This window comes from Marinobacter aromaticivorans, from assembly GCF_002806975.1.
GTDB lineage: Bacteria > Pseudomonadota > Gammaproteobacteria > Pseudomonadales > Oleiphilaceae > Marinobacter > Marinobacter aromaticivorans.
In genome coordinates, this window is record NZ_NIHD01000001.1 from 195,728 (window position 1) to 222,114 (window position 26,387).

At 56.2% G+C, this 26,387-nt stretch carries 24 protein-coding genes; 10 read left to right on the forward strand and 14 right to left on the reverse strand.

What is annotated here, in order from left to right:
* Positions 1 to 73 precede the first annotated feature (73 nt).
* Genes CDH48_RS00920 through CDH48_RS00930 form a run of 3 tightly spaced genes read left to right on the forward strand, consistent with a single transcriptional unit; the run spans position 74 to position 2,471 of the window.
* Complete coding sequence (locus CDH48_RS00920) at positions 74 to 442, forward strand: PepSY domain-containing protein (protein ID WP_100686827.1); 369 nt, start codon at positions 74 to 76, stop codon at positions 440 to 442.
* Entirely contained in the window at positions 439 to 1,110 is a 672-nt protein-coding gene (locus tag CDH48_RS00925) for a winged helix-turn-helix domain-containing protein (RefSeq protein ID WP_100686828.1), read from the forward strand. Before CDH48_RS00920 ends, CDH48_RS00925 begins: the two co-directional genes overlap by 4 nt.
* Positions 1,107 to 2,471, forward strand: coding sequence for a sensor histidine kinase (locus tag CDH48_RS00930; RefSeq protein ID WP_100686829.1), 1,365 nt, complete (start codon positions 1,107 to 1,109; stop codon positions 2,469 to 2,471). Before CDH48_RS00925 ends, CDH48_RS00930 begins: the two co-directional genes overlap by 4 nt.
* Here CDH48_RS00930 and CDH48_RS00935 read toward each other — a convergent pair.
* Genes CDH48_RS00935 through CDH48_RS00945 form a run of 3 tightly spaced genes read right to left on the reverse strand, consistent with a single transcriptional unit; the run spans position 2,457 to position 7,257 of the window.
* The gene (locus tag CDH48_RS00935; protein ID WP_100686830.1) at positions 2,457 to 4,013 is read right to left on the reverse strand and encodes a SpoVR family protein; all 1,557 of its coding nucleotides are present in this window, start codon (positions 4,011 to 4,013) and stop codon (positions 2,457 to 2,459) included. The genes CDH48_RS00930 and CDH48_RS00935 overlap by 15 nt on opposite strands.
* Complete coding sequence (locus tag CDH48_RS00940) at positions 4,010 to 5,299, reverse strand: YeaH/YhbH family protein (RefSeq protein WP_227520905.1); 1,290 nt, start codon at positions 5,297 to 5,299, stop codon at positions 4,010 to 4,012. Before CDH48_RS00940 ends, CDH48_RS00935 begins: the two co-directional genes overlap by 4 nt.
* A gap of 35 nt (positions 5,300 to 5,334) precedes the next feature.
* Positions 5,335 to 7,257, reverse strand: a complete 1,923-nt coding sequence (locus tag CDH48_RS00945; protein ID WP_100686832.1) for a PrkA family serine protein kinase — start codon at positions 7,255 to 7,257, stop codon at positions 5,335 to 5,337.
* A 381-nt stretch (positions 7,258 to 7,638) separates the two neighbouring features.
* On the opposite strand from CDH48_RS00945, the gene malE reads away from it, so the two are divergent.
* The gene (gene malE / locus CDH48_RS00950; RefSeq protein ID WP_100686833.1) at positions 7,639 to 8,448 is read left to right on the forward strand and encodes a maltose/maltodextrin ABC transporter substrate-binding protein MalE; all 810 of its coding nucleotides are present in this window, start codon (positions 7,639 to 7,641) and stop codon (positions 8,446 to 8,448) included.
* Positions 8,449 to 8,530: 82 nt separating this feature from the next.
* On the opposite strand, the gene tmpT is transcribed toward malE, so the two are convergent.
* Positions 8,531 to 9,184, reverse strand: coding sequence for a thiopurine S-methyltransferase (gene tmpT / locus CDH48_RS00955; RefSeq protein ID WP_100686834.1), 654 nt, complete (start codon positions 9,182 to 9,184; stop codon positions 8,531 to 8,533).
* A 75-nt stretch (positions 9,185 to 9,259) separates the two neighbouring features.
* Between tmpT and CDH48_RS00960 the strand changes: the two genes are divergently transcribed.
* The 5 genes from CDH48_RS00960 to CDH48_RS00980 all read left to right on the forward strand — a co-directional run bounded on the left by CDH48_RS00960 (position 9,260) and on the right by CDH48_RS00980 (position 14,216).
* Positions 9,260 to 10,195 carry a D-2-hydroxyacid dehydrogenase gene (locus CDH48_RS00960; protein WP_100686835.1) on the forward strand — a complete coding sequence of 312 codons (936 nt, stop codon included), beginning with the start codon at positions 9,260 to 9,262 and terminating at the stop codon, positions 10,193 to 10,195.
* 19 nt (positions 10,196 to 10,214) lie between these two features.
* Positions 10,215 to 11,690 (forward strand): COG3014 family protein, encoded by a 1,476-nt coding sequence (locus tag CDH48_RS00965; protein WP_227520868.1) that lies wholly within the window; start codon positions 10,215 to 10,217, stop codon positions 11,688 to 11,690.
* Positions 11,691 to 11,783: 93 nt separating this feature from the next.
* Entirely contained in the window at positions 11,784 to 12,173 is a 390-nt protein-coding gene (locus tag CDH48_RS00970; protein WP_100686836.1) for a YcfL family protein, read from the forward strand.
* Positions 12,174 to 12,185: 12 nt separating this feature from the next.
* On the forward strand, positions 12,186 to 12,788 hold the full coding sequence (gene lpoB / locus CDH48_RS00975; RefSeq protein ID WP_100686837.1) for a penicillin-binding protein activator LpoB: 603 nt from the start codon (positions 12,186 to 12,188) through the stop codon (positions 12,786 to 12,788).
* Positions 12,789 to 12,881: 93 nt separating this feature from the next.
* A complete protein-coding gene (locus CDH48_RS00980) occupies positions 12,882 to 14,216 on the forward strand; it encodes a YihY/virulence factor BrkB family protein (RefSeq protein WP_100686838.1) in 1,335 nt (444 codons plus the stop codon).
* On the opposite strand, the gene CDH48_RS00985 is transcribed toward CDH48_RS00980, so the two are convergent.
* The 4 genes from CDH48_RS00985 to CDH48_RS01000 form a co-directional block, all read right to left on the reverse strand.
* On the reverse strand, positions 14,194 to 15,234 hold the full coding sequence (locus CDH48_RS00985; protein WP_100686839.1) for an HDOD domain-containing protein: 1,041 nt from the start codon (positions 15,232 to 15,234) through the stop codon (positions 14,194 to 14,196). The two genes, CDH48_RS00980 and CDH48_RS00985, sit on opposite strands and share 23 nt — an antisense overlap.
* Positions 15,235 to 15,346: 112 nt before the next feature.
* The gene (locus tag CDH48_RS00990) at positions 15,347 to 16,576 is read right to left on the reverse strand and encodes a DUF445 domain-containing protein (RefSeq protein WP_100686840.1); all 1,230 of its coding nucleotides are present in this window, start codon (positions 16,574 to 16,576) and stop codon (positions 15,347 to 15,349) included.
* Positions 16,577 to 16,843: 267 nt separating this feature from the next.
* A complete protein-coding gene (locus CDH48_RS00995) occupies positions 16,844 to 17,578 on the reverse strand; it encodes a 16S rRNA (uracil(1498)-N(3))-methyltransferase (protein ID WP_100686841.1) in 735 nt (244 codons plus the stop codon).
* A 15-nt stretch (positions 17,579 to 17,593) separates the two neighbouring features.
* Entirely contained in the window at positions 17,594 to 18,943 is a 1,350-nt protein-coding gene (locus CDH48_RS01000) for an adenosylmethionine--8-amino-7-oxononanoate transaminase (protein WP_100686842.1), read from the reverse strand.
* Between the two features lie 247 nt (positions 18,944 to 19,190).
* Between CDH48_RS01000 and CDH48_RS01005 the strand changes: the two genes are divergently transcribed.
* Entirely contained in the window at positions 19,191 to 19,670 is a 480-nt protein-coding gene (locus tag CDH48_RS01005; RefSeq protein WP_100686843.1) for a hypothetical protein, read from the forward strand.
* A 270-nt stretch (positions 19,671 to 19,940) separates the two neighbouring features.
* Here the strand turns inward: CDH48_RS01005 and CDH48_RS01015 are convergent, their stop codons facing one another.
* From CDH48_RS01015 to metK, 6 genes are all read right to left on the reverse strand, one after another.
* Positions 19,941 to 20,687 (reverse strand): amino acid ABC transporter ATP-binding protein, encoded by a 747-nt coding sequence (locus CDH48_RS01015; RefSeq protein WP_100686844.1) that lies wholly within the window; start codon positions 20,685 to 20,687, stop codon positions 19,941 to 19,943.
* Positions 20,688 to 20,700: 13 nt separating this feature from the next.
* Positions 20,701 to 21,372 (reverse strand): amino acid ABC transporter permease, encoded by a 672-nt coding sequence (locus CDH48_RS01020; protein ID WP_100686845.1) that lies wholly within the window; start codon positions 21,370 to 21,372, stop codon positions 20,701 to 20,703.
* Between the two features lie 94 nt (positions 21,373 to 21,466).
* Positions 21,467 to 22,225: a transporter substrate-binding domain-containing protein gene (locus CDH48_RS01025; RefSeq protein WP_100686846.1), complete on the reverse strand. Its 759-nt coding sequence runs from the start codon at positions 22,223 to 22,225 to the stop codon at positions 21,467 to 21,469.
* Between the two features lie 356 nt (positions 22,226 to 22,581).
* A complete protein-coding gene (metF, locus tag CDH48_RS01030; RefSeq protein WP_100686847.1) occupies positions 22,582 to 23,451 on the reverse strand; it encodes a methylenetetrahydrofolate reductase [NAD(P)H] in 870 nt (289 codons plus the stop codon).
* Positions 23,452 to 23,463: 12 nt separating this feature from the next.
* Positions 23,464 to 24,837, reverse strand: coding sequence for an adenosylhomocysteinase (gene ahcY / locus CDH48_RS01035; protein ID WP_100686848.1), 1,374 nt, complete (start codon positions 24,835 to 24,837; stop codon positions 23,464 to 23,466).
* 224 nt (positions 24,838 to 25,061) lie between these two features.
* A complete protein-coding gene (metK, locus tag CDH48_RS01040) occupies positions 25,062 to 26,252 on the reverse strand; it encodes a methionine adenosyltransferase (RefSeq protein ID WP_100686849.1) in 1,191 nt (396 codons plus the stop codon).
* Between the last annotated feature and the right edge of the window lie 135 nt (positions 26,253 to 26,387).

Genomic DNA, 26,387 nt, shown 5'->3' on the forward strand with positions numbered 1-26,387 from the left:
GGTAAAGGTTGCTTGCAGGAGGGTGAGTGTTTCGTTCATGGTTCATTCATGTTGGCTCTGACAGAATGAACCCATGAAAAATCTGCCCTGCTATCTTCTGAAACTGATTATTCCCACCACAGTACTCATTGCTGCGGCCTTTGCCATTGCCATGTGTATGGCAGTTGCCATGCCGGCATCCGCTGACGAAGACTGGCGCAAACTCCATGAAGAGGTGAAGGCAGGCAGAATAAAGCCCCTGGCTGAGATTCTGGACAGCCTGCAGCGCGACTGGGAAGGGCAGGTAATTGATGTGGAGTTCGAGGAAGACGGTGGTCAACGGCTCTACGAAATTGAAATGCTTGGCCCAGAAGGCCAGGTCGTGGAGTTTGAAGTGAATGCGGAAACGGGGGAGCTGATTGGCATCGAGGGTAGTAATATCAACGGAATGAAGCGTCAATGAAAATCCTGCTGGTAGAAGATGATCAGCCGCTCGCCCGCGGGCTTGCCTCTTCGCTGGAAGCGGCAGGCGTGCTTGTGGAGATCGCAGAAGATGGCCGCACGGCGGATTTTCTGGTGAGTACCGAGCGCTATGATGCGGTTATCCTCGATCTCGGCCTGCCCGATGGCAATGGTGTCCAGTGGTTATCGGGGTGGCGCGAGCAGGGGATAGAACTGCCGGTGCTGATTCTGACCGCCAGAGAGCGCTGGTCAGACAAAGCCGCAGGTTTCTCCGCCGGGGCCGATGACTATGTGACCAAACCCTTTGAAACTGCTGAAATCCTTTTCCGGCTGAGGGCGCTGGTACGCCGGGCCCATGGCCATGCCCACCCGGTTATCCGGGTAGGGGATATCTCCCTTGATACCCACAGCGCCCAGGTGACCCGCGCGGGCATGCCGGTGTCCCTAACGGCCCAGGAGTTCAGGCTGCTTTCCCACCTCATGCATGCGGCGCCCCGGGTTGTCAGCCGTGCCGAGTTAACCGAGCATGTGTATGACGGTGATGCCGAGCCGGATTCCAACGTGATTGATGTTCAGGTCAGCCGCCTGCGACGCAAACTCGGGAGTCACAGTATTGAAACCTTGCGTGGTCAGGGCTACCGGATGATTTCGGACAGTGAGGCCCGATGATACACGCAAAATCCGTGCGACGCCTTCCGATTGCCATGCGTATGATGGCATCAGCACTGCTTCTGGTTGTGCTGGTTTTGCCGGTCGCCGGTGGCTTGTTGTCGTGGAATTTCCGGGAGGCGGTGAATTCGGCCTTTAATGAGCGCCTGGGATCCCTGCTCAATGTGGTGATTGCCGGAGTGAGCTACGATGTGCGGCAGGATGCCCTGGTAACCAACCGACAGCTGGGCGATTCCCGCTTCGACCGGGTTTTCTCGGGTTGGTACTGGCAGGTCAGTGACGGTAATGAGCGGGTACTGACTTCGCGCTCATTGTGGGATCAGCGGCTACCGGTTTCCGGTGATCCGGGTAGGGTATTCCGCACTGTGGCAGGTCCTCGTGATAAACAGTTGCGAGTGCTGGAGCGGGATATCCGCCTTCCTGATCTGGAGGATGTTCTGCATGTACAGGTGGCGGCCAGCATGGATGAGGTAGAGGCTCAGATAGCCAGGTTTCAGGCGTTGCTCTGGTTATCGCTGGCAACCCTGGGCGGCCTGCTCATTGTGCTCATCGGCTTGCAAATACGCTGGGGGCTTGCGCCTCTGCGCCGGATCGAGCAAAGCCTGAAGGCGGTAGAGAGAGGGGTGCAGCCGTCTGTTGAGACCAACCTGCCCAGAGAGCTGGCAAGGCTGGCGAAGGCCATTAACACCGTACTGGAGCGGGACCAGCGCCTTATTGAACGGGGCAGGACCGCAACCGGCAATCTGGCTCACGCCCTGAAAACACCGGTCGCTGTGCTGGGCACCCTGGCGGAGCGTTTGCCGGAGGGCCAGCAGGCGGCCATGCAGGCTGAACTCAAACGGCTGGATGAGGCGGTAAGACACCATCTGGCGCGTGCGTCGGCAGCAGGGCCTGTGGAACTTGGCGCCGAGCAGGAGGTTGCCACGGTGCTTGAGCCTGTTGTTGAAGGGGTCAGGCGCCTGGCCAGCAGGCGCAAACTGGGTTTTCAGAGCAACCTGAAAAAAGGCCTCCGGGTTCGGATTGATGCCCAGGACCTGCAGGAAATTGTGGGAAATCTGCTGGAAAATGCGATCAATTGGGCCAAAACTTCCATTATCTTGTCCGGTTCAGTCGAAGGCGGCTGGCTGGTTCTCAGTGTGTCTGACGATGGCCCGGGCATGTCGCAGGAAACCCGCCAGGAGGCGCTTAGCCGGGGAGGCAGGCTGGATGAAACCAAACCCGGTTCCGGGCTGGGGCTGGCGATTGTGACCGAGCTTGCTGCGCTGCATGGTGGCGAGCTCAGGCTGGACGACTCTCCGGAAGGCGGCTTGCGCGCCGAAGTGGTTCTGCCCCTGACGAACCGGCGTTCAGGAAGAGCCTGACGACCGTGGGTGAGGGCAATGGTATTCGTCCACCAGAGTGCCCTCATCCACGCTTTCCAGATGCACATCAAAACCCCACAGCCTGTGGGCATGGCGCAGCACTTCTTCCGTATCCTTGCCCAGCGGCACCCGGTCTACGGGTACATGGCGCAGTGTCAGCGAGCGATCACCGCGTACATCCACATTCCATACCTGGATATTGGGTTCCCGGTAACTGAGATTGTACTGACGTGCCAGTTTTTCCCGCAGCTCCCGGTAGCCCGGCTCGTCGTGAATGGCGGTTACCCTGTAGCTGTCCTCAAGATCATCGTCTTCGATGGCAAACAGCTTCAGGTCCCGCATGACTTTGGGTGACAGGAACTGCTGTATGAAACTCTCATCCTTGAAATTGGCCATGGCAAAGTGCAGGGTTTCCAGCCAGTCGGTGCCGGCAATGTCCGGAAACCATTCGCGATCTTCATCGGTGGGCGCTTCACAGATTCGCCGCAGGTCCGTGAAAATGGAAAAGCCCAGGGTGTAGGGGTTGATGCCGGAGTACCACGGGCTGTTGAACGGGGGCTGATACACCACCGAGGTGTGGCTTTGCAGGAATTCCAGCATGAAGCCATCGGTCACCAGACCTTTCTCGTACATCCGGTGCAGCAGCGTGTAGTGCCAGAAGGTAGCCCAACCCTCGTTCATCACCTGGGTCTGGCGCTGTGGATAGAAATACTGGGCCAGCTTGCGCACAATGCGGATGATTTCCCGCTGCCAGGTTTCCAGCAATGGTGCATTTTTTTCAATAAAATAGAGTATGTTTTCCTGGGGTTCTTCCGGGTAGCGTTTCTTGCGTTTTACCGGGTCCTCATCCTCGGTCATTTTCGGAATGGTGCGCCACAGGTCATTCACCCGGCGCTGTAAATACTCCTCCCGTTCTTCCTGCCGTTGTGCTTCCTCGGCCGCAGAAATAGGCGCGGGGCGCTTGTAGCGGTCAACGCCATAATTCATCAGTGCATGGCAGGAGTCCAGTATCTCCTCCACCGCATCCACGCCGTAACGTTCCTCACATTCGGATACGTAGTTCCGGGCGAACACCAGGTAATCGATTATGGCGCTGGCGTCCGTCCAGGTGCGGAACAGGTAATTGCCTTTGAAGAAAGAGTTGTGGCCATAGCTGGCATGGGCAATCACCAGTGCCTGCATGGGCAGGGTGTTCTCCTCCATCAGATAGGCAATACAGGGATTGGAGTTGATGACGATTTCATAGGCCAGCCCCATCTGCCCACGCTGGTAACCTTTGGAGGTGCTGAGGAACTGTTTGCCGAAAGACCAATGGTTATAACCCACCGGCATGCCCACCGAACTGTAGGCATCCATCATCTGCTCGGCGCTGATTACCTCAATCTGGTTGGGGTAGGTATCCAGGCCGAACTCGGCGGCACATTTCGCGATTTCCTCATCGTATTTCCGGATCAGATCGAACGTCCACTCGGAGCCCGTGGACACAGGTTCACGGGATGCGGGGGCGGCCGGTGCATTGGGGCGATCAATGGCATCATTCATGCGGCTTTCCTCTCGAACAGCTGGCGGAAGACCGGGTAAATCTCGCTGGGGTCGGCAATTTGCTGCAGGGCAAAGCTCTCGGGGAAGCGTTCCCGCACCTGTTCGTATTCGTACCAGAGCATCTGGTGGTCCTGGGGCGTAATCTCCACATAGGCGAAATACTGCACCAGAGGCAGAATGCGCTCGGTCAGCAGCTTGCCACACACGGGGGAGTCGTCGTTCCAGTTGTCGCCATCAGAAGCCTGGGCCGCGTAAATGTTCCACTCCGCCGGCGAATAGCGGGATTCGATAATCTTGTGCATGAGCTTCAGGGCACTGGAAACAATAGTTCCGCCCGTTTCCCGGGAATAGAAAAACTCCTCCTCATCCACTTCCTTGGCACTGGTGTGGTGGCGTATGAACACCACATCGATCTTTTTGTAGTTCTTCTTAAGAAACAGGTACAGCAGAAGGAAGAAGCGCTTGGCGGTATCCTTATGCATCTGGGTCATGGAGCCGGACACATCCATCAGGCAGAACATGACAGCGCTGGTTGCCGGTTTGGGTTGTTTCAGGTGCTGGCGGTAGCGCAGGTCGATTTCATCAATAAACGGGATCCGGTTTACATTGGCCTTGAGCCGAGCGATCTCGTCCTCAAGGGCCTTGATCTGGTCTTCATGGCTGAATGCTGCGTCCAGATCCGCAGGCGCGCTTTTGAGCTCCGCCAGTTGCGCCTCGAGTTCGCGGATTTTTTTCCTGCGTGCGCCGCCCAGGCCCAGGCGGCGGGCGTGGGCACCGCGCAGTGACCGCACTACGTCCAGCTTTGCGGGTACGCCCTGGGTGCTGAAGCCGGAACGCACGTAGTTGAAGGATTCCGTATCCTTGAGTTTTTTGCGCACAAGGTTGGGGAGTTCCAGATCATCGAACAGAAAGTTAAGGAACTCTTCCTGGGTAATCTGGAACGCAAACTCATCCATACCTTCGCCATCGGGGCTGGCCTTTCCCTGCCCCTGGCCCTGACCGCCGCCACCCTCGGGCTTTGGTATCCGGTCGCCCGCCACAAATTCCCGGTTGCCCGGGTGGACCATTTCACGGTGGCCCCCCTGGCCGTGATGGAATACGGGTTCGTCAATGTCCCGGGTGGGAATGCTGACGCTTTCCCCCCGCTCTATGTCGGTGATGGAGCGCCGGTGCACCGCATCAGAAACCGCTTTCTTGATGTGGTGCCGGTAGCGGCGTAAGAACCGCTCCCGGTTTACCGCGCTTTTGTTTTTGCCGTTCAGCCGTCGGTCGACGATGTGGGTCATACCCATAATGACTACTCCTGCGAATCCGGGTTCTGCTAGTGCGACTTGCGAACACGCAGGTACCATTCCGCCAGCAGGCGCACCTGCTTCTCTGTATAACCCCGATCGACCATGCGCTCAACGAACTGCTTGTGCTTGTTCTGATCCTCCTGGCTCGCTTTGGGGTTAAAGGAAATAACCGGCAGCAGGTCTTCGGTGTTGGAGAACATCTTCTTCTCGATCACGCTGCGCAGTTTTTCATAGCTGAGCCAGGAGGGATTCTCGCCCTGGTTATTGGCCCGCGCCCGCAGCACAAAGTTGACCACCTCGTTGCGGAAGTCCTTGGGGTTGCTGATGCCGGCCGGCTTTTCGATTTTCTCCAGTTCCTCGTTAATAGACGAGCGGTCGAGAATCTCGCCGGTTTCCGGATCCCGGAATTCCTGGTCCTGAATCCACAGGTCGGCATAGGTTACGTAACGGTCGAACAGGTTCTGGCCGTATTCACTGTAGCTTTCCAGGTAAGCGGTCTGGATTTCCTTGCCGATAAACTGCACATAGTGCGGCGCCAGGAACTCCTTGATGAAGCGCAGGTAGCGCTCCTGGACTTCCGGCGCGAACTGCTCCTGTTCAATCTGCTTCTCAATCACGTACAGCAGGTGCACCGGGTTGGCGGCCACTTCTGTGGTGTCGAAGTTGAACACCTTGGAGAGAATCTTGAACGCAAACCGGGTGGAAAGGCCGTCCATGCCCTCGTTCACGCCTGCGGCATCCCGGTATTCCTGAATGGATTTTGCTTTCGGGTCTGTATCCTTGATGTTCTGGCCGTCATAGACCCGCATCTTGGAGAAAATGCTGGAGTTTTCCGGCTCCTTGATGCGCGAGAGCACGGAGAACTGGGCCAACATGTCCAGGGTGTCCGGCGCGCAGGGAGCGCCCGCGAGGGAGCTGTTTTTCAGCAGTTTTTTATAGATTTCGATCTCTTCGGTAACCCGTACGCAGTAGGGCACCTTGACGATGTAGACCCGGTCAAGGAAGGCCTCGTTGTGCTTGTTGTTGCGGAAGGTCTGCCACTCGGATTCGTTGGAGTGGGCCAGAATAACCCCATCAAAGGGTACCGAGCCCATGCCTTCGGTGGTGTTGTAGTTGCCCTCCTGGGTTGCGGTCAGCAACGGGTGCAGTACCTTGATGGGCGCCTTGAACATCTCCACGAATTCCATCAGCCCCTGGTTGGCCTTGCACAAACCACCACTGAAGCTGTAGGCATCCGGATCATCCTGGGAGTAATCCTCCAGCATGCGGATGTTGACCTTGCCCACCAGGGCAGAGATATCCTGGTTGTTGTCGTCCCCCGGTTCGGTTTTGGACACGCCGATCTGGTCCAGCACAGAGGGATACTTTTTCACCACTCGAAATTTGCTGATATCGCCGCCGTATTCGTGCAGGCGCTTAACCGCCCAGGGCGACATGATGTTTTTCAGATAGCGGGAGGGAATGCCGTACTCTTCTTCCAGAATGGCGGCGTCCTCTGCCGGGTCAAAAAGCCCCAAGGGGGATTCGTTTACCGGCGAGCCCTTGATGGCATAGAAGGGCACCTTCTGCATCAGGTACTTGAGTTTTTCTGCCAGTGACGACTTACCACCGCCCACCGGCCCCAGCAGGTACAGAATCTGTTTCTTTTCTTCCAGGCCCTGGGCGGCATGCCGGAAGAAGGACACGATATTCTCCACGGCTTCTTCCATGCCGTAGAATTCGGAAAATTCCGGATATCGTTTGATGATTTTGTTGGAAAAAATACGCGACAGACGCGTGTCCCGGGAGGTATCGACAAATTCGGGTTCGCCGATGGCAATCAGTAATCGCTCTGCGGCCGTGGCGTAGGCCGTGGGATCGTTCTTACAGATCTCGAGGTATTCCTCAAGGCTGTATTCTTCTTCCTGGGTGCTTTCATACCGGTTTTTAAACTGCTGCAGTATGCTCATGGGTAGCCCCTCGCTCGCTGTTCTTCAGCTTTCAGTACACGCAATATCCCCGTTGCTGTTACGGTCGCCCCTTGGGCGCTTCGTTTGGTTATGGGTGGAAGGAATCAACCGTTCTGGCCGGTCGCGATCTGTGTCGGATTTCGGCCTGCTCAATGTGAGCTTAGTTCACGGTCACCGAGTTGGACAGGCCGTTATTGGTTAAGGTTCATTAAATTATGTTACCGGCAGGGCCAGGGTGGTGTTCCTGGTGGTCGTCCGGGGGGCGGAGAACTTACGCCCCCGGGTTCACCCCCTTAAAACAGGCCAGGTGGATGATGCGATCATTGATGCACCTTGTTTACATGGTTCAAAACCGGAATAACAACAAAAGGGCTGTGCGCAATGATCCGAACTACTCTGGCAGTGTTGTTCTGCCTGACTCTCCAACCCCATTCGGTACTGGCGATCGAACGCGGGGAACTGCTGATCTGGATTAATGCCGACAAGGGCCACCAGGGCCTCGCCGAAGTGGGCAAGCGCTTTGAGCGGGAAACCGGTGTTCCCGTGACCGTGGAAACTCCGGACGATCTGACCACCCAGTACGATCACTACGGCTATTCCGACAACGCGCCGGATATCATCATCTGGCCCCATGACCGTTTCGGAAGCTGGATTAATGAAGGCCATCTCGCAGCCATTGAGCCATCTGACGCCGTCCGTGATGTGATTGCGCCATTCGCCTGGCAGTCAGTGTCGGTTGGCAAGCGGGTGTATGGTTACCCGATCGCCATGGAGGTGGTGAGCCTGCTGTACAACCGGGATCTGGTAGCGGAGCCACCCACGACTCTGGCGCAGGTGGCCGAACTGCACCGAAAACTGAGCCCAAGGGGTGTTCGTGCCATTGCCTGGGATTATCGCAATGTCTATTTTTCCTGGCCGATCTTTGCCGGCTCCGGTGGTTACAGTTTTGGCGCCGAAGAGTTTGTTTACGACCTGACCGATGTGGGGGTTGCCACGGACGGCGCCATTCGTGCCGTGGCCGGTATCCGCTCTCTGTTGGACCAGGGGGTGCTGGCGCCTGATGCAGATTATGGCACCATGATGGAGGGGTTCAAGGCGGGAAAGGTGGCGATGATCATAAATGGCCCCTGGGCCTGGAGCGAACTCCGGGGCTCCGGTATCGATGTTGGCATTGCTGATGTGCCCACGTAATGACCCGGGACCGCGCGGTGACCTGATATGAAATTATCGGTTGAAGCTGCCCCGGCTGATGAATCAGGCCGGAGCTTCAGGCTCAGCCTCTGATAAGCCGGAATACGCTCTCCGTTGCACTGACAAGACCCCTACGCTTGGTGAACGGGTGGTCGCGGGCCAGGGTGTTGGTAAGTATGTGCTCAATGTCATAGTCAGCCTTGTAGAGCTCGCGCACTTCGTCATCACTCACGTTGAACGGCGGCGCGGTGATTCGGGTGTTATAGTCCAGCGTGATCAGCAGAATGCGCGCCCCTTCTGGAATGACCGCTGTAAGATGTTCCACGTAACGTTTACGCATGGAAGGAGGGAGGGCGATCAGGGCAGCGCGATCGTACACCAGGCGGATGTGTCGTAAATCATCCGGAACCAGTTGAAAGAAGTCGCCACACCAGAGTTGCAGGTTATCGTGCCGGAAGATAGTGAAAGGTTCTCCCGGGTGTACCTGGGCTTTCTCATTGGCTTCTTCAAAGAAGTCCTTGCAGGCAATTTCGCTCAGCTCCACACCAATAACCGAGTGGCCCCAGTCATGCAGCCACCACATATCGTGGGCTTTGCCACATAATGGCACAAACACACTCTCAGTACCGCCACCGGAGAGTTCGGGCCAGTGGTCGTAGAGATATTGGTTAACGGAGCCTTCGTGGAAGCCAATTTCCTTCTTGCTCCAGCGCTCGTGCCAGAATTCGTGTTCCATAACTTCTGTTCTCTTATTTTGGACGTTTGGCCCAGTCTACCCTAATCTCGGCTTGAGTTGATGAAGGAGAAAAGTATGAAAGCCGTATTTCTTGATGCCCTTACACTTGGCAATGACGTGGACCTGGCGCCGGTGGAACGGATCACCGGGGGCCTTGTCAAATATGATGCCACATCCTCGGAAGAGGTGGCGGAGCGGATCCGCGGTTTTGATACGGTTCTGGTGAACAAAGTCAGGCTTGAGCGTGAGCATATTGAAAGTTGCCCGGAGCTGAAAACCATTGCTGTTGTGGCCACAGGGCTGGACAATATTGATCAGGAGGCGGCCAGGGAGCATGGCGTGCGCGTTCTTAACGTAGCCAACTACGGGCGTTCCACCGTGGCGCAACACACCATGGCGCTGATGCTGGCACTGGCAACACGCCTGCTGGATTACCATCGCGATGTGCAGGCCGGTCGCTGGGCTGAAAGTGACATGTTCTGCCTGATGAACCACCCGATCATGGAGCTTGAGGGCCGCACCCTGGGCATTCTTGGTTACGGCGATCTCGGGCAGGGTGTTGCCGAAAGGGCGAAAGCCTTCGGCATGAACATACTTCTGGGCGCGCGCCCCGGGCAGCCCGCCGGAGAAAAAGACGGTTACCCCAGAGTCCCGCTGGATGAGCTGCTGCCCCGGGTAGATGTCCTTTCACTTCATTGCCTGCTCACTGATGAAACCCGCAACATAATAGGCACCCGGGAGTTGCGGATGATGAAGCCGGAGGCCCTGCTGATTAACACCAGTCGCGGTGGGCTGGTAAACGAGGCCGCCCTGGCAGAGGCGCTACGTGAAGGCGTTATCGGGGGCGCCGGGTTTGATGTGCTGACCGAAGAGCCGCCGCGCAGAGGTAATCCCCTGCTGGCGGATGATATTCCTAACCTGATAATTACGCCCCACTCGGCCTGGGCCAGCCGCGAAGCCCGGCAGCGGATCGTGGATATTACGGCGCGGAACCTCGGCAAAATATCGTGACGTATCAGGAGGTCACGATTTGAAAAAATTCCGATATCGGATTCTGGCCACGCTGATGGCAACCCTGATATCAGGGTGCTCGTCGTTTCAGCACCGGGATCAGCTGGCTGCGTTCAACTCGGCTTATACTGCTGGCGACTACGACACGGCGCTAAACGTGGTGAGATTCCCGGAGGATAAACGCAGACCGGTCGATGCCCGGGAGCACTTGCTGGAGTTGCTGCACCAGGGCGAAATGTATCGTCTGACAGGTCGTTATGATGAATCCGTAAAGGCCTATGATCTGGCAGAAGATGGAATGAAATACCTCGACACCACGGGATTGCTGGCAAGCGCCACGGAAGGCTTGATGGCGGTGATGATTAACGACTCACAGCGTGACTACGAGGCGTTAATGTCTGAGGCCGTTCTGGTGAACACGTACAAGGCCCTGGCATTTCTGGCTGCAGGGAACAGTGAGTATGCAAGGGTTGAGTTTAACCGGGCTGATGACCGGACCCGGCGTGCTGTTGATTTTTTCCGCAAGGAAATTGCAGAACAGCAGACAGCTTTGAGTCGAGAGGCCCGGAGCGGAAACCTGAAAGCCGCTACGGTTCGCGAAAGCCTGGATGACAGGCGTTTTCAGTCGGCGGTTGACAGCCAATACGGGGCACCTGCGGGTTGGTCGGTTTTTCCGGAGTTTATTGTGCCGGCAAGCACCTGGCTTCACGGCATCTACTTTCTTGCCAATGCTTCCGGTGGTGGGGATTATGAGCGGGCAGCCACCTCGCTCACGCGTGTGGCTCAAATGCGCCCGGAGAGCAGCGTGCTGCAGGCTGACGCGAAACTGGCGAGTGCTCTCGCCTCGGGCGCGCAGAGCCTGAAGGATTTGCCGCCGCAGGTATGGATTGTGTACGAAAACGGGTTGGGCCCGATTCTGAAGGAATCGCGACTGGATGTGCCACTGGTTGTTGTACGCGGAACCCAACAGGCGCCGGCATATGTCGGTATTGCATTACCCGAGTATACTGAAAGAGCTGCGGTGCCCGGTGGAATCAGCGTGGCAAATGCAGCCGGTGAGGTTATAACAACCGAGCGTATCTCGGACATGGGCAAGGTTGTCCGCACTGAAATGAGAGAAAGGTTCCCGGGAGTGCTTGCCCGGGCGGTCGCATCTGCAGTAGGCAAAGCACTTCTCCAGAGCGAGGCATTGGAGCAGTTTGGTCCCTGGGGACAGCTTTTTGCATCCCTGTACACGGTTGCAACCACCCAGGCTGATCTGCGCAGCTGGCAGGCATTACCGGACCATTGGCAGGCGGCCCGAATCAACCGCCCGGAGAACGGACGTTTGACACTGCTGAACCACAAGGGCGAGCCGTTGGGCGAGCTGGACATTCCGCAACAGGCCTTCACGCTGGTGTATGTGAAGCGGCCAACGTTGCAGGCTCCGGCAACGGTTATGATCATGGACTTGCAGGGCCAGACTGCAGCCACGTTCAGGCGCATGCACGAGTAGGTTCAGGCGCATGGGTAATTTGGGCGATCACAGTGAAGTAACGCGGGTTTCTGGATTCAGTTTTCAATACATCGGAAAAGCAGGGTGCACTTTATGAAAATACTACTGTTAGCCAGCATGCTGGTTCTTGGCCTGGCAGGTTGCGCCTCACCGCCGGAAACCCGGCCACTGAGTGAGAGGCAGAACCTGAAGGTAGACCCGGAAGTGGTCTACACCATGGCGGTAACTGAGCTCTTTGAGAAGCGCCTGGTGCAGCCCGGTGGCGACACTCTTCTGCAGGTTCAGTTCGCAGTGGAGGCGAGATCAGACACAGAGCTGGCCTGGAAGGTGACCTGGTTCGATGACAGCGGCATGGTTGTTGAAGGCGTTGGTGAAGGCTACCGCAAAGCAACTCTGGTAACCGGGCAGGTGCGCTACTTTAAAGCTACGGCCCCTCATGCCCGCGTAACCAGTTACCAGCTGCACCTTCGTGAACCCAAATAAAAGGAAAGTCCCATGTTGTTACGTGCTCTTGCGATCCTGACCAGCCTCGCTGTTATTGCCGGCTGTGCTACCCCTACGCGCTATGTAGACCCGGCCGCCGACGACGGCCCTGTGGCTATGACCATGGACTACCGGGATTTTGAAAAAGCCGCCACAGATGCGGTAGAGGATATGCTTGCCAGCGGCGCCGTCGATAACCCTGATGGTGGCCGTTACATCATGGTAGTAAGCCGTATTACCAACGACACCATGCAGCGTATTGATACCGACCAGCTCACCAAAAAAATCCGCGTGGCGCTGTTGCGTTCAGGGAAAGTGGTAACCACCACGGCAGTTGGTCTTGACGGCGCTGAAGACGAGATGGCCATGAAAGCCCGGGAATTGCGCGATTCAGAGGAGTTTGACCAGTCTGGCGTTCAGGGCAGGGGCACGCTGCAGGCGCCGGACCTGAGCCTTTCTGGCAAGATTCTTCAGCGCAATCACCGGGTGGGCAAGGAGCAGCAGGTGGAGTACTACATCCAGCTTTCACTGACCGACCTGGCTTCCGGTCTGGCTATCTGGGAGGGCGAAACGCCGATCATAAAGCGTGGATCGAATAAGGCCGTTTCCTGGTAGCCTGCTTTCCTCTCGGGAGTAAAGTAGGCCATACTGATTCTGTTTCGTATCCGTTGCGGGATACCGTCGCCTTATTTGAAAACAGGATGTTACGTGGCTTCATTCCAATTTAAAGAGCGTCTGCAGGCTGCAGAAGACTGGATTCTTGCAAACCCTAACCCGCCCCAGAACTGGCCCTGGACCTGGCTGTACAAAGTGGGGCGTTCGGCTTATGCCTTGATGCGGGATGTTATCAGCGGGCAGCTAACGCTCCATGCCATGAGCCTGGTATACACCACGCTGCTCAGCATTGTGCCACTGCTGGCGTTGAGTTTTTCCGTGCTGAAAGCGCTGGGAGTGCATCAGCGTATGGAGCCGTTCCTGTTTCAGTTTTTTCAGCCCATGGGCCCCCAGGGAGTTCAAATGGCCGAGCGCATTCTCGGCTTCGTGGATAACATGAAAGTGGGGGTGCTGGGCTCCGTAGGCCTGGCGCTTCTGGTGTACACAGTAGTATCCCTGGTGCAGAAAATCGAACGCTCGTTCAATATGATCTGGCGTGTGCCCGAGATGCGTTCTGTGGCCCAGAGGTTCAGTAACTACCTGAGCGTTATCATGGTCGGCCCGCTGCTGATGGTGTCCGCCATCGGGGTGAGCGCTACCATCTTCTCCTCATCCTTTGTCCAGACTCTCATTGCCATCGAGCCATTCGGCTCACTGATTCTTGCAATCAGCCGGTTTGCCCCGTTCTTTCTTGTGGTCGGTGCCTTCATCTTTGTGTATGTGTTTATGCCCAATACCCGCGTGCAGTTGCGCTATGCTGCAATCGGGGGGCTGGTTGCGGGGGTTTCCTGGCAGGCAGCGGGGATGCTGTTTGCCTCGTTTGTGGCCGGTTCTGCCAAGTACGCCGCGATTTATTCCAGCTTTGCGATTGGCATCATCATGCTGATCTGGATTTACCTGAACTGGATGATTCTGCTTCTGGGCGCCAGCCTGGCATTTTATCTGCAAAACCCCGGCTCGGTTGCCAAGCGCACTCATGTTCAGTTATCACCGGAACTGCAGGAAAAGGTCGCATTAGCCATGATGTGGATGGTTGCGCGCCCATTCAGCGAGGGCAAGAAAGCTCCGCAACAGGAAGCTTTGGAGCAGGCACTGCGCGTACCCGGTGAAGTAACCCGTGGTGTGAGCGACAAGCTGATTCGCGCAGGATTGCTCTCCCTGGCAGGGCGTCAGGGCGATCAGCTGGTTCCGGGCCGGGCTCTGGATCTGATTACCGTAGGTGATGTACTCACGGCTGTTCGCCACGATGAAGACCGGGTGGTAGACCGGTTACCCCCGGTGTTTCCCGAGGAGTTGCTCAAGGGGGAGCGAGAGAACGAATCCACAACCTTCGCAACGCTGCTGCACGGCAGTGCGGGCTCCGATATCAGCCCCGGGCACCCTCGCTGAGAACAGCCTTCAGGGAGGCCCGCACCCGCCCGGTCTGTTCCGGGGTGAGATGCACGATTTTTTCCAGATCTTCCTCGGGCATGTTTCGCTGGTGGGCATGGCGTAGCACTTCGCGGCTGGCTATGACCATGCCATCAATCAGGGTTGCCTGTTCCTGATCGGGCACCGGACGCTCTGCGACCATAAGGTAGGAATGGTATTTGGGGGGCAGGTTCCATTCGCTGGCAATGAGTTGGCAGGTTCTCCATTGGAAGCGTGTCAGCGCATCGCGGATCAGGGCTATGCCGGGGTCGCCGTCGCCGCGCTGCGACCGTAATATCTGCTGAAGCTCCCTGCGAATAGTGATATAGGAAAGCGCCGGCAACAGCCCAACGGTAAAGTAGCCACTGGCATCTTCACCACGGAGCTTTGCGATAAATTCAGCGGCGCGGGCACAGGTAAGCCCCCAGCGCCAGGCTCTTTGCGCGAACAGCGCTTCCCTGCTGTTACGCGCTGTCATCATCGGGCGCATAACCGCTGCCGCAATAACATTGCGGATGCCGTCCATGCCAAGAACAAATATCGCCTGATCAACCGACTCTATGGTGTGATCTCCGGTACGAAAGTAAGGGCTGTTGGCAACCTGCAGTATCTGATCCGTCAAGGCAGGATCGCCCAGTATGATCTGGCTGAGCTTTTGGCGACCGCCCGATTCGTCTGATAGCGCTTTCATCAACATGGGAATGGTCAAGGGCTGCCTTGGCAGCTCTTCCATTTTGTTGTTCGACAGGCGGTATTCAAGTTCCTGGAGCGCCTTGTCTGGCAAGGCGTGTTCAGCGCGCAGGTTGGCGGGGCCAGTATCCAGTAGCCAGCAGAACAGGTTTTCTTCAAGCTGCACCGACAGGCCTTGTGTGTTGTCTGCCGTATCGCCTGATGTGATGGTTTTTGCAGAATTAAACAGCCGTGCTTCGGTAGCCGGAGGAGGTGATGGTTTTGTTTTGGTGAAAAAATCTGCAATCCATGAAAAAAAGCCTGGCATCCGCTGCCTCCGGTTCAACCAGTCGTTAAAAAGTACGGACCTGTGCCTCTCTGGAGTATAAAGATCCGTAACACGCTTGCACAGGCTAAAGCCGTTGCGGTTAGCTAACTGTTTACACCAGGGCCCCGCCAAATACAAAGACGAGTTGACAGATACCTGCCGCAAAACCCAGGGCCGCGCCCACAAGAATCAGTTTGATCTCATCCTCCTGAAAGCAGGGGCGCAGGAGATCCTGAAACTCCTCGGACGAGAGTGCAACCATTCGCTCCACCATAATGGACTCAACGGCGCGGGCCCGGTCGGTCTCAAACATCGGGTTATTAAAGGAGGTTTTTGATATCTCGATAGCCTTTTCGCCAACCCGGTTTTTCAGGGTGGCGAAGCCGGTTGGCCCGAAAGCCATCTGGGTGAGAGCTTTACCCATTCCGGCGGTTTCATCCACCAGTGGTTTGATGTGTTTTTTTACCATGTTGCGGGCGCGGTCACCCTTGGGGCCTTCCATTATGCCGTTGATGATATTGCCAACGGTAAGAATTTCGTGGGTAACTATGTGACAGAAGGATTCCGCCACTTCGGTCTGCCGTTTCAGGAACAGGCCCTGAATTCGGAAAGGCCCGATCTTTTTCGCGTGCAGAGGCCGGAAGATAACGTTCAGCGCAATCCAGTTGGTTGCCCAGCCCACCAGCAAACCGAAGAAGGGTAGCACCCACCAGCTTTGGTAAACGTACCATACGGCCATCTGGATCAGGCCGAACAGAAAGCCGAAATAGAGCCCGGAGTTCACGATAAAACGGAACTCCGCATCGCCGCACTCCAGAAAGATCCGGTTCAGCAGTTGTTTGTCGACCGATAACCTCTCGATGACCATGGCTTTGATATCAAGCAGGTCTTCTATATTGTTCGAAACATCGCCGACCAGGTTATCCACCAGTTGCGGTGTGGACTTGCGTACCCGGTCGTAAACCATCTTCCGGGCAGAGGCGGGCAGGTTCTCCCAGAATGTGGGGTATTCCCTGAGCATCATTTCATCCACATATTCTTCGATGCGCGGCTCTACGGAGTGGATAATGTGGGTGGCGAGAACTTTGGGGTCGATCTGCTCGAAGATTTCCCGAACGGTGCCGATTTTGGAAATGGTGGCATCTACGCTGATGGCCGCCATTTTCGGTGCCTTTGAGGGGATAATGCCCTGCCAGCCCAGCAACGGCGGCTTGCCAACAAACTCCAGCGGGAAGAAGGTCATTTTGATGGCCAGCCAATTGGTGGTCCAGCCAATGAGGGCTGCAATAACGGGAATGCTGAGGTATTGCCAGAATTCCGGGTTGCTAAACAGGCTTGTCATTCGGGGGTCGCGCTCTCTTTATATTCGGTATTTTGCAAGAGTGCGCGCAGGGCGGGCCTTCCAAAACACGCTGTGGATACGTCCGTGTACGCTCGGCTCCGCCATCCATGGCTCCGCACGGTTTTGGAAGGCCCGCCCTGCGCGCACTCACCAGCGGTCGAGTAGTCTTCAATCCCTAGTCTCGCACAATCGAGATAATGTTTGTCGGTGCCGAAGCTGTCAATGACTGGGGTGCCAGCTTCAGGTGACAGATCGGCCTTGTGTGAGTCAGCTGCCAATATCTCCCCATAGCCATTGGCAAAGTGCCATCGCCGCTACCGGAGCAGTCTCTGTTCTGAGAACCCGTGGGCCAAGGGCCACCGGCAGAAATCCTTCGTTCTCTGCCTGAGCAATTTCCTCTGCCGTCAGCCCGCCTTCGGGGCCAATCATCAGGGCTATGCTGCTAGGCTTGTTTATGGATTCCAGTGACTTTGCGGTGCGGTGATGTAATACCAGGCGCAGATCGCAGTTCCGGGTGCGCTCAAGCCACTGTTCCACGGTCATAACCGGCAAAATTTCGGGTACCTTGGCGCGACCGCATTGCTCTGCGGCGCTTATGGCAACCGATTGCCAGTGGCGCAGACGTTTGTCCTCCCGGTCACCTTTGAGTTTTATCTCACAGCGCTCGGTGGTGAGCGGCACGATGCACGTTACGCCCATTTCCACCGCTTTCTGTACGGCGTAATCCATGCGGTCACCCTTGGATAAGGTCTGGCCAAGGATGATCTGCAGGGGTGGTTCCGTGTGGTTGGGCTCGGGTGCACCGACAAGCACCTCAACGCGCTTTTTTCCCGCTTCAGTAATGGTGGCCGGGTAGTCCTGGCCATCACCGTTGAACAGCCTTAACTCCTGCCCTGCCTGCATGCGCAATACCCGGCCAACATGCTGGGCAGCGTTTTCGTCCAGTTCAGCGTGAGAGCCTTCGCCCAGTGGCGAGTCGGTGTAGATTCTGGGGATGCGCATGTGTGTTTACCTTGATCAGTCCCGAACGGCGATGTTGATGCCTTCGGTCGCGACCTGCGCCAGATGGCGGATCTGGTCTTCAGTGATGACGTAAGGCGGCATGAAGTAAACCACATTACCCAGGGGGCGAAGCAAGGCCTGGCGCGTGAGAGAGTGCTGATAAACGCGAACACCCCGGCGCTCCTGCCAGGGAAACGGCGTTTTTGAGGCTTTGTCCTTCACCATTTCCACTGCGAGGGTCATGCCGTGCTGGCGAATATCCCCGACGTTGGGGTGGTCGGCAAGGTGCGCGACGGACTCCGCCATGCAGGCCGAGAGCCGGCGGTTGTTTTCGATCACGTTGTCATCCCGGAAGATGTCGAGTGTGGCCAGTGCCACGGCGCAGCCGATGGGATTGCCAGTGTAGCTGTGGCTGTGCAGAAAGGCTTTCAGGGTTTCATAATCATCGTAAAAGGCGTTGTAAACGTTATTGGTGGTCAACACCACGGATAGCGGCAGGTAGCCGGCAGTCAGCCCTTTTGAAAGGCACATAAAGTCGGGCCTGATGCCGGATTGCTCGCAGGCGAACAGGGTGCCGGTGCGGCCAAAGCCGACCGCAATTTCATCGGCAATCAGGTGCACGTCGTAACGATCACAGGCTTCGCGCAGTCTGGTGTGGTAAATCGGATGGTGCATGCGCATGCCGCCGGCACACTGTATCAGCGGTTCCACCACAACCGCGCAGATTTCTTCATGTTTCTCTGCCAGCAGCTTTTCCATGGCTTCAAACTGGCGCAGGGCGTAGGCCTCGTCGGTTTCACCCTCCTCCTTGTTATACGCGTCCGGAGAAGGCGCGGTCAGCACTTCCATCAGCAACGGCTGGTAGGTGTCCTTGTACAAAGCCACATCACCCAGGGCCAGAGCACCCAAGGTTTCACCGTGGTAACTGTTGCTCAGGTTCACGAAGTTCTTCTTGCCGGGTTTTCCGAGGTTTTTCCAGTAGTGAAAGCTCATCTTGAGCGCCGCCTCTATTGCAGACGAACCGTTGTCGGCATAAAAGCATTTGTTGAGGCCTTCAGGAGTTACCTCAATGAGCCGTTCGGACAGATTGACCACAGGTTCGTGGGTAAATCCCGCCAGAATGACGTGCTCCAGTTCGCTGATTTGCTTTTGAATCGCCGCATTGATTCGCGGGTTGGCGTGGCCGAAGAGGTTAACCCACCAGGAACTGACGGCGTCGATAAACCGGTTATTTTCAAAATCCTCCAGCCAGACACCTTCGCCCCTTTTTATCGGCACCAGAGGGAGGGTTTCGTGGTCTTTCATCTGGGTACAGGGGTGCCACACGGATTTGAGGCCGCGGGCGACGAGGTCGGCATTACGCATAGGGGGCTCCGGTAAATCGATATTTTGTGCAGTGGCCATTTCTGGCTGTTAACCTGTTGCGATAATACAGTTAACAGCGGAAGTTGACTACCGCCCGGCGGGCACTGGCGAGTGCCGGTTCGACAGCATCGCATTGTGAACTCAGGTGAGGGAGCAGGCGGTATAATAGATCCTTCATCGCCGGCGAGAATTGCTCGATTAAAGGCGATGGTTCATCAAGGACGAAATCTGACGCAAAGGAGGCGACATGAGCAAAGCTGTTGTGCTTCTCGGAGACCTCGGCTCCGATCACCAGGGTTTCCCACCCACGCCGGTGATTGCCGGTTCTGCCTGTTGCGAGCTTGATACGATTGTGATGTTTGCCTACATCGGCTATTTCAGCGTTTTTTTGGGCCGGATACCTCTCCCTATCATTGTCACTATTGGGTTCAGGTACGTTGCTCTGATCGAAGATCGCGTTGCCACCGACTCGGGAGGAATTGCAACTGCCCGAATGTTCTGGCAAGGACGGGTGATTGGTCGGTTTTTCAGAAGCAGCAACGTATTTGCTTACCTCTTGCTGCGAAGCTTTCGTGGTTCCTTTTTTCAGCAAAGAGCATCGCTGCTTGGAGATCCGGACGTTCGTTTACCGAGACTCTGGCAGGTTTGGGTAATGGCGCCCATGATTTTTCTTTACCTGATGGTTGCGAACGTACTTATCGCAAGTGCGATTATCAAGATGCAATAATGTTGATTCAGCCATGCTTACTCAAAAGCTCACGCTAAAACGCAATGCCAAGTCGGTTAGTCGCTTGTCCAAGGTCCATAGCCGGGCATCGGGTGTAATCAGTGTGGACGCCAACATGCGATATCCACCAAGCCACAACCCAGGCCATAGAGTTGTTCCCGTTCAATCAGCGCCCTGAGTTCGTTGATAGCATCAAAAACAAGCCCCTGAGAGCTATAAAAGTTCCCAGGGGCCCGGTTGAGACAAAGGCGTGCAAAACCCCTCAAGCTGTCAGTGCGCAAGCACCCTCGAGAGAAACGCCTGAGTGCGTTCATTCTGGGGGTTATCAAAAACGTCGTCTGGCTTGCCTTGCTCCACGATCTGGCCTTCGTGGATGTAGATCACCCGGTCGGCCACTTCCCGGGCGAAGCCCATTTCGTGGGTAACCACCATCATGGTCATGCCTTCTTTTGCCAGTTCGCGCATTACGTCCAGCACTTCGCCAATCATTTCCGGGTCCAGCGCTGAGGTGGGCTCATCGAACAGCATCAGGCGCGGTTCCATGGCCAGGGCGCGGGCAATGGCAACCCGTTGTTGCTGGCCACCGGAAAGGTGGCTGGGGTATTTGTCCGCCTGATTGCCGATGCCTACCCGTTCCAGCAGGCGCTCCGCGGTGGCATTCGCCACGGTTTGCGGTGTGTTTTTGACTTTCTGGGGCGCCAGCATGATGTTCTTTTTCACCGTAAGGTGTGGGAACAGGTTAAACTGCTGGAACACCATGCCGACTTCTTTGCGTATTTCCGCCAGCATCTTCTGATTGCCGCCTTTCGGAGCCAGTGCCTGGCCTTCTACTTCCAGATGGCCGGATTCGAACTCCTCCAGGCCGTTCACGCAGCGAATCAGTGTGGATTTGCCGGAGCCACTGGCGCCAATAATCACCACCACTTCGCCCTGTTCTACGGACAAATCGATATCTTTAAGGACATGCAGTTTGCCGAAGTATTTGTTCATGCCCTTCATTTGTACAATCTGAGTCATGGATCAGGTTCCTTCAGACAGAGGCCAGCCCGCGGCGTTCAACCAGGCGGAGAACCAGGGACAACGAGAGGGTGATGGCCAGATACATAACCGCGACCACGAAATACACCTCGAAAGCCGTAAAGGTATTGGCAATGTAAACCTGCCCCTGACGGACAAGTTCGCCGACACCAATCACCGAGAACAGAGAGGTATCCTTGATGCTGACAATGGCCTGATTGCCCAGCGGCGGAATCATGCGGCGGAATGCCTGGGGCCAGATGATTGACCAGAATGTCTGGGTGCGGGAAAGGCCAAGAGACAGCCCCGCCTCGGTCTGGCCCTTGTCGATGGACTGAACGCCACCACGCACCACTTCAGAAATGTAAGCGCCCGAGTTCAGCGCAATCGCGGCGATACCCGCGGTAAGGGGATCGATGGGGCCTCCGATCAGATCCGGCAGGCCATAAAAAATAAACAGAACCTGAACGAGAATCGGGGTACCACGAAATATTTCAATATAGGCCGTTGCGGGCCATTTCAGAAACCAATGTCTGTTGATGCTCAACAAACCAAAAATGATGCCAAGGGCAAAGCCGATAAGCAGGCCGCCAAAAGAGATCAAGAGGGTATAGGGTATTCCCTTGATCAGGAAGGGAATGGAGTTGATGGCGGCTTGCCAGTCAAATTGGAACTGGGATTCCACAGTGTGCGTCTCCGCAGGGGTTGGAGTCAGAAGTCGCCGGGGCAGGTTTTACCCCGGCGCAATGAGACAGATGGGCCTGGCGGCTCTTGAGCCTTTACTTGTCTTCCGGCATAGGCCCGAACCATTTCTCGTATATTTTCTTGTAGGTTCCGTCTTCTTTCATTTCGGCGAGGGCTTCATTAACCTCATCAACCCACTCACTGCCACTCTTCAAAGCGATGCCATACTGCTGGCCTTCATACAATTTGCCAACGGTTTTGACTTTGCCTTCACCTTTGGTGCGTGCGAAGTAGCCAACGTTGGGTGAATCGTAGAACACTGCATCCACAGACCGGGACATCAGTGCCATGTACATATCGGAGCTGCCCGGGTATGGAGTTACCCCATCGTTATTATCCAGGTTTTTCTTGAGAAAATCGTAGCTTGTGCTGCCAATCTTGGTGCCAATTTTCAGGCCTTCAAGGTCACTCAGTTCCTCTATCTCGTTGTTGTTTTCACGAACCAGAATCCGCAGACCGGAGTCGTAGTATGGATCGGAGAAATCAACGATTTTTTCACGCTCATCGGTGATGGTAATGCCTGCGATGGCGATATCCACGTTGCCCGTTTGCAGGGCCGGGATGATACCGTTGAAATCCATGGTATTGAGTTTGTAATCAAAGCCGGCGCGCTGGGCGACTTCAGCGATGATTTCCATATCAAACCCGATCATTTCACCGGTTTCCTGATCCATCATTTCGAAGGGGACGAAACTGGGGTCGGTAACCACTCGCAGGGTTTCAGCGCTAATGGTGCTGGCCGCGACAGTAAGTGCGAGGCCGGTGCCCAGTGTTTTCAGCCATTTCGTGCTCATGCTTTCTCCTTTCTTTCTTATGAGGCTCCATTTGCCCGGTAAGGCAGGCCGGGAGATTCTCTGTTGATGACCGAGAGCCCCGGGGAGCATTGGTGGAACTGCATTACATACACTTTAGACTATTACTTGGATGGGTGCAGAAAATCAAATGCTTGCCCGGCCCCTCTCCCCAACCCCTCTCCCGCGAGGGGAGAGGGGCTTTATGTACTCCCTTCGCCGGTTGTACGGCAGGCTCCCTCTCCCTTGATGGGAAACCGATGCTTCGGCACAGGGAGTCAATAAGTCGGGCTGGGAGTTGTCTTTTAGCCCCTCTCCCCTCGCGGGAGAGGGGTTGGGGAGAGGGGGAAGAAGTCACCTCAAAACGCAATCTTCTCCCGCTCACTGATGCCCAGATTCTTCCAGATACTGATACTCGGCTCCGCCTGGTTCAGGGTATAAAAGTGCAACCCCGGCGCCCCGGCTTTCAGAAGCTTTTCGCACATCCGGGTAACCACCTCCTCGCCGAATTTGAGGATGCTTTCCCTGTCGTCGCCATAGGCTTCAAGCTGCTTGCGAATCCAGCGCGGTATTTCGGCACCGCACATGTCGGAGAAGCGCACCAGGCTGGAGAAGTTCACGATGGGCATGATGCCCGGCACCACCGGAATGGTGACGCCGAGCTGTTCCAGCCGGTCGATGAAATAGAAGTAGCTGTCTGCGTTAAAGAAGTACTGGGTAATGGCGCTGTTCGCACCAGCCTCCACCTTGCGGGCAAAGTTTTTCAGATCTTCTTCGGCATTGCGGGCCTGGGGATGAAATTCCGGGTAGGCTGCGACTTCGAGGTTGAAGTGGTCGCCACTGTGTTCGCGGATGAATTCAACCAGCTCGTTGGCATAGCGCATCTCTCCGGAAGCACCCATGCCCGAAGGCATGTCGCCCCGAAGGGCGACAATGCGGTTAATGCCGTTCTCTTTGTACACGTCCAGCAGTTCCGCAATCTCTTCCCGCGTGCCACCGACGCAGGAGAGGTGTGGGGCTGTGGAAATGCCCTGTTTGTGCAGGTTGAGCACGGTTTCAATGGTGCGGTCCCGGGTGGAACCGCCGGCACCGAAGGTGACCGAGAAGAAGTCCGGATTCACCCCGGCAAGCTGGTTGCGCACAACCTGGAGTTTTTCCTTGCCCTGGTCGGTCTTGGGCGGGAAAAACTCGAAGCTGAAACGGCGTTTGAATTGTTTCTGGGATTGCATCTTGTTATCCGATCAGTACTTGTAGCTGTCTGGCTTGTACGGGCCTTCGACCGGTACGCCAATGTATTGCGCCTGTTCCGGGGTCAGTTTGGTGATCACGCCACCAAAGCCTTCCACCATGGCGCGGGCCACTTCTTCGTCCAGTTTCTTGGGCAGTACCTGCACATAAATGCCTTTGGCGCGGGCATCTTCCGGCAGGTCCGCGAATTTGCGCTCGAACAGGTACATCTGGGCCAGAACCTGGTTGGCGAAGGAGCCGTCCATGATCCGGGACGGGTGGCCAGTGGCGTTGCCCAGGTTTACCAGGCGGCCTTCGGAGAGCAGAATCAGGTGGTCGTTGGTGGCCTTGTCGCGGTAGATCACGTGAACCTGGGGCTTAACTTCGTCCCACTCCCAGTTCTTGCGCATGTACGCGGTATCGATCTCATTGTCGAAGTGGCCGATGTTGCACACGACTGCGCCGGACTTCAGGGCCTTTAGCATGTTGGCATCACACACGTTCATGTTACCGGTGGTGGTCACCAGAATATCGGTGTTCTGCATCAGAGCCTTGTCGATGCCTGCTTCAGTGCCGGTGTTTACACCGTTGAGATAAGGGGAAACCACTTCAAAGCCGTCCATGCAGGCTTGCATGGCGCAGATGGGGTCGGCTTCGGTGACTTTTACGATCATGCCTTCCTGGCGCAGAGAAGCGGCGGAGCCTTTGCCCACGTCGCCGTATCCGATTACCAGGGCTTTTTTGCCAGCCATCAGGTGGTCGGTGCCACGTTTGATGGCGTCGTTAAGGCTGTGGCGACAACCGTATTTGTTGTCGTTCTTGGCCTTGGTTACGGCGTCGTTTACGTTGATGGCGGGGACTTTCAGGGTGCCGTCGCGCAGCATTTCCTGCAGGCGGTGTACGCCGGTGGTGGTTTCTTCGGTTACGCCGTGGCAGTTGGCCAGTACTTCGGGGTACTTTTCATGGAGCAGGGCGGTGAGGTCGCCGCCGTCGTCCAGGATCATGTTGGGTTCCCAGTCTTCTACGTCTGCGCCTACTGTGCGTTCAAGGCACCACTCGTACTCTTCTTCGGTTTCGCCTTTCCAGGCGAATACGGGAATGTTCTGGGCTGCGATGGCGGCGGCAGCCTGGTCCTGGGTGGAGAAGATGTTGCAGGATGACCAGCGTACGTTGGCGCCCAGTTCAATCAGGGTTTCGATCAGTACGGCGGTCTGGATGGTCATGTGGATGCAGCCCATGATGTTGGCGCCTTTCAGGGGCTGCTCCGCTTTGTATTTGTTGCGCAGTGCCATGAGGGCGGGCATTTCGCCTTCGGCGATTTTGATTTCTTTGCGGCCCCAGCCGGCCAGGTTGATATCGCGGACTTTGTAGTCGTTGAAGTTGCTCATTGGTGTGCTCCGGTTAGTTCTGTTTTGGCCTTCGGGGTGTAACCCTTTGGCCTCTGAATTTGGAGTCTGCGGGGGTGGGGCCAAGCTTCCGTGGAACCGCTACGAGCACATCCATGTGCGCTTGTCTCCGGCCGTCCTTGGCCTACGACATTCCACGGAAGCTTGGCCCCACCCCCTTGATCAGTCTTTTGGCGTACGCTGCTTTTTGTACGCCTGAAAATTATTTAGATACCAGCGGCATCTCTAAGCGCCGCCGCACGATCCGTTTTTTCCCATGGGAACGTTGTGAAAGTCTTGCCCGCAACGGTTACTTCTTCCGGCTCGCGACCGAAGTGGCCGTAGGCTGCCGTGGCCCGGTACATGGGGTGCAGCAGGTCGAGCATGTTGGTGATGGCATAAGGGCGCAGGTCGAAGTGCTGGCGCACCAGTTCGATGATTTTGTCGTCGCTGATTTTTCCGGTGCCGAAGGTGTTTATGGAGATAGACGTTGGTTGGGCCACGCCGATGGCGTAGGACACCTGGATCTCGCACTTGTCGGCCAAACCGGCAGCAACGATGTTTTTGGCAACGTAGCGGCCCGCGTAAGCGGCGGAGCGGTCGACCTTTGAGGGGTCTTTGCCGGAGAAGGCGCCGCCGCCGTGGCGTGCCATGCCGCCGTAGGTGTCTACGATGATTTTGCGGCCTGTGAGACCGCAGTCACCAACCGGGCCGCCAATTACGAATTTACCGGTGGGGTTGATATGGAACTGGGTACCTTTGTGCAGCAACTCTGCAGGCAGTACGTTTTTGACGATCAGTTCCATTACAGCTTCTTTCAGGTCCGCCTGGCTAACGTCCGGGTCGTGTTGGGTTGAGAGTACAACAGCATCAATACCCACAACTTTGCCCTTTTCGTAGCGGCAGGTTACCTGGCTTTTTGCGTCCGGGCGCAGCCAGGGCAGTACGCCGGTTTTGCGGGCTTCAGCCTGGCGCTCCATAAGGCGGTGGGCAAAGGTAATCGGTGCGGGCATCAGCACTTCGGTCTCGTTACTGGCATAACCGAACATCAGGCCCTGGTCACCGGCGCCCTGGTCTTCTGGCTTCTGGCGGTCAACGCCCTGGGCAATATCCACGGACTGTTTGCCGATGATATTGATAATGCCGCAGGTGTCGCCGTCATAACCGACGTTTGAGGAGGTGTAGCCAATGTCTTTGATCACACCACGAACCAGGTCTTCCAGATCCACCCAGGCGCTGGTTGTGATCTCGCCACCGACGATGGCAACACCGGTTTTCACCATGGTTTCGCAAGCCACACGGGCATGGGGGTCTTCCGCCAGGATGGAATCCAGAACGGCGTCAGAAATCTGATCCGCCAGTTTGTCCGGATGGCCTTCAGAGACCGATTCGGAGGTGAAGATGCTGTAGTCAGACATAGGTTTGCTCCTCTGTGAGCGTTTCGAAATCTTGCCGGCTTTTGCATGCTGTTGCTGATGCCGGCCAGCTGATCTGTTTGCGTTAAATGCGTGTAGGTATTACTACCTACATGAATATCAAAGTTTTTTGATATT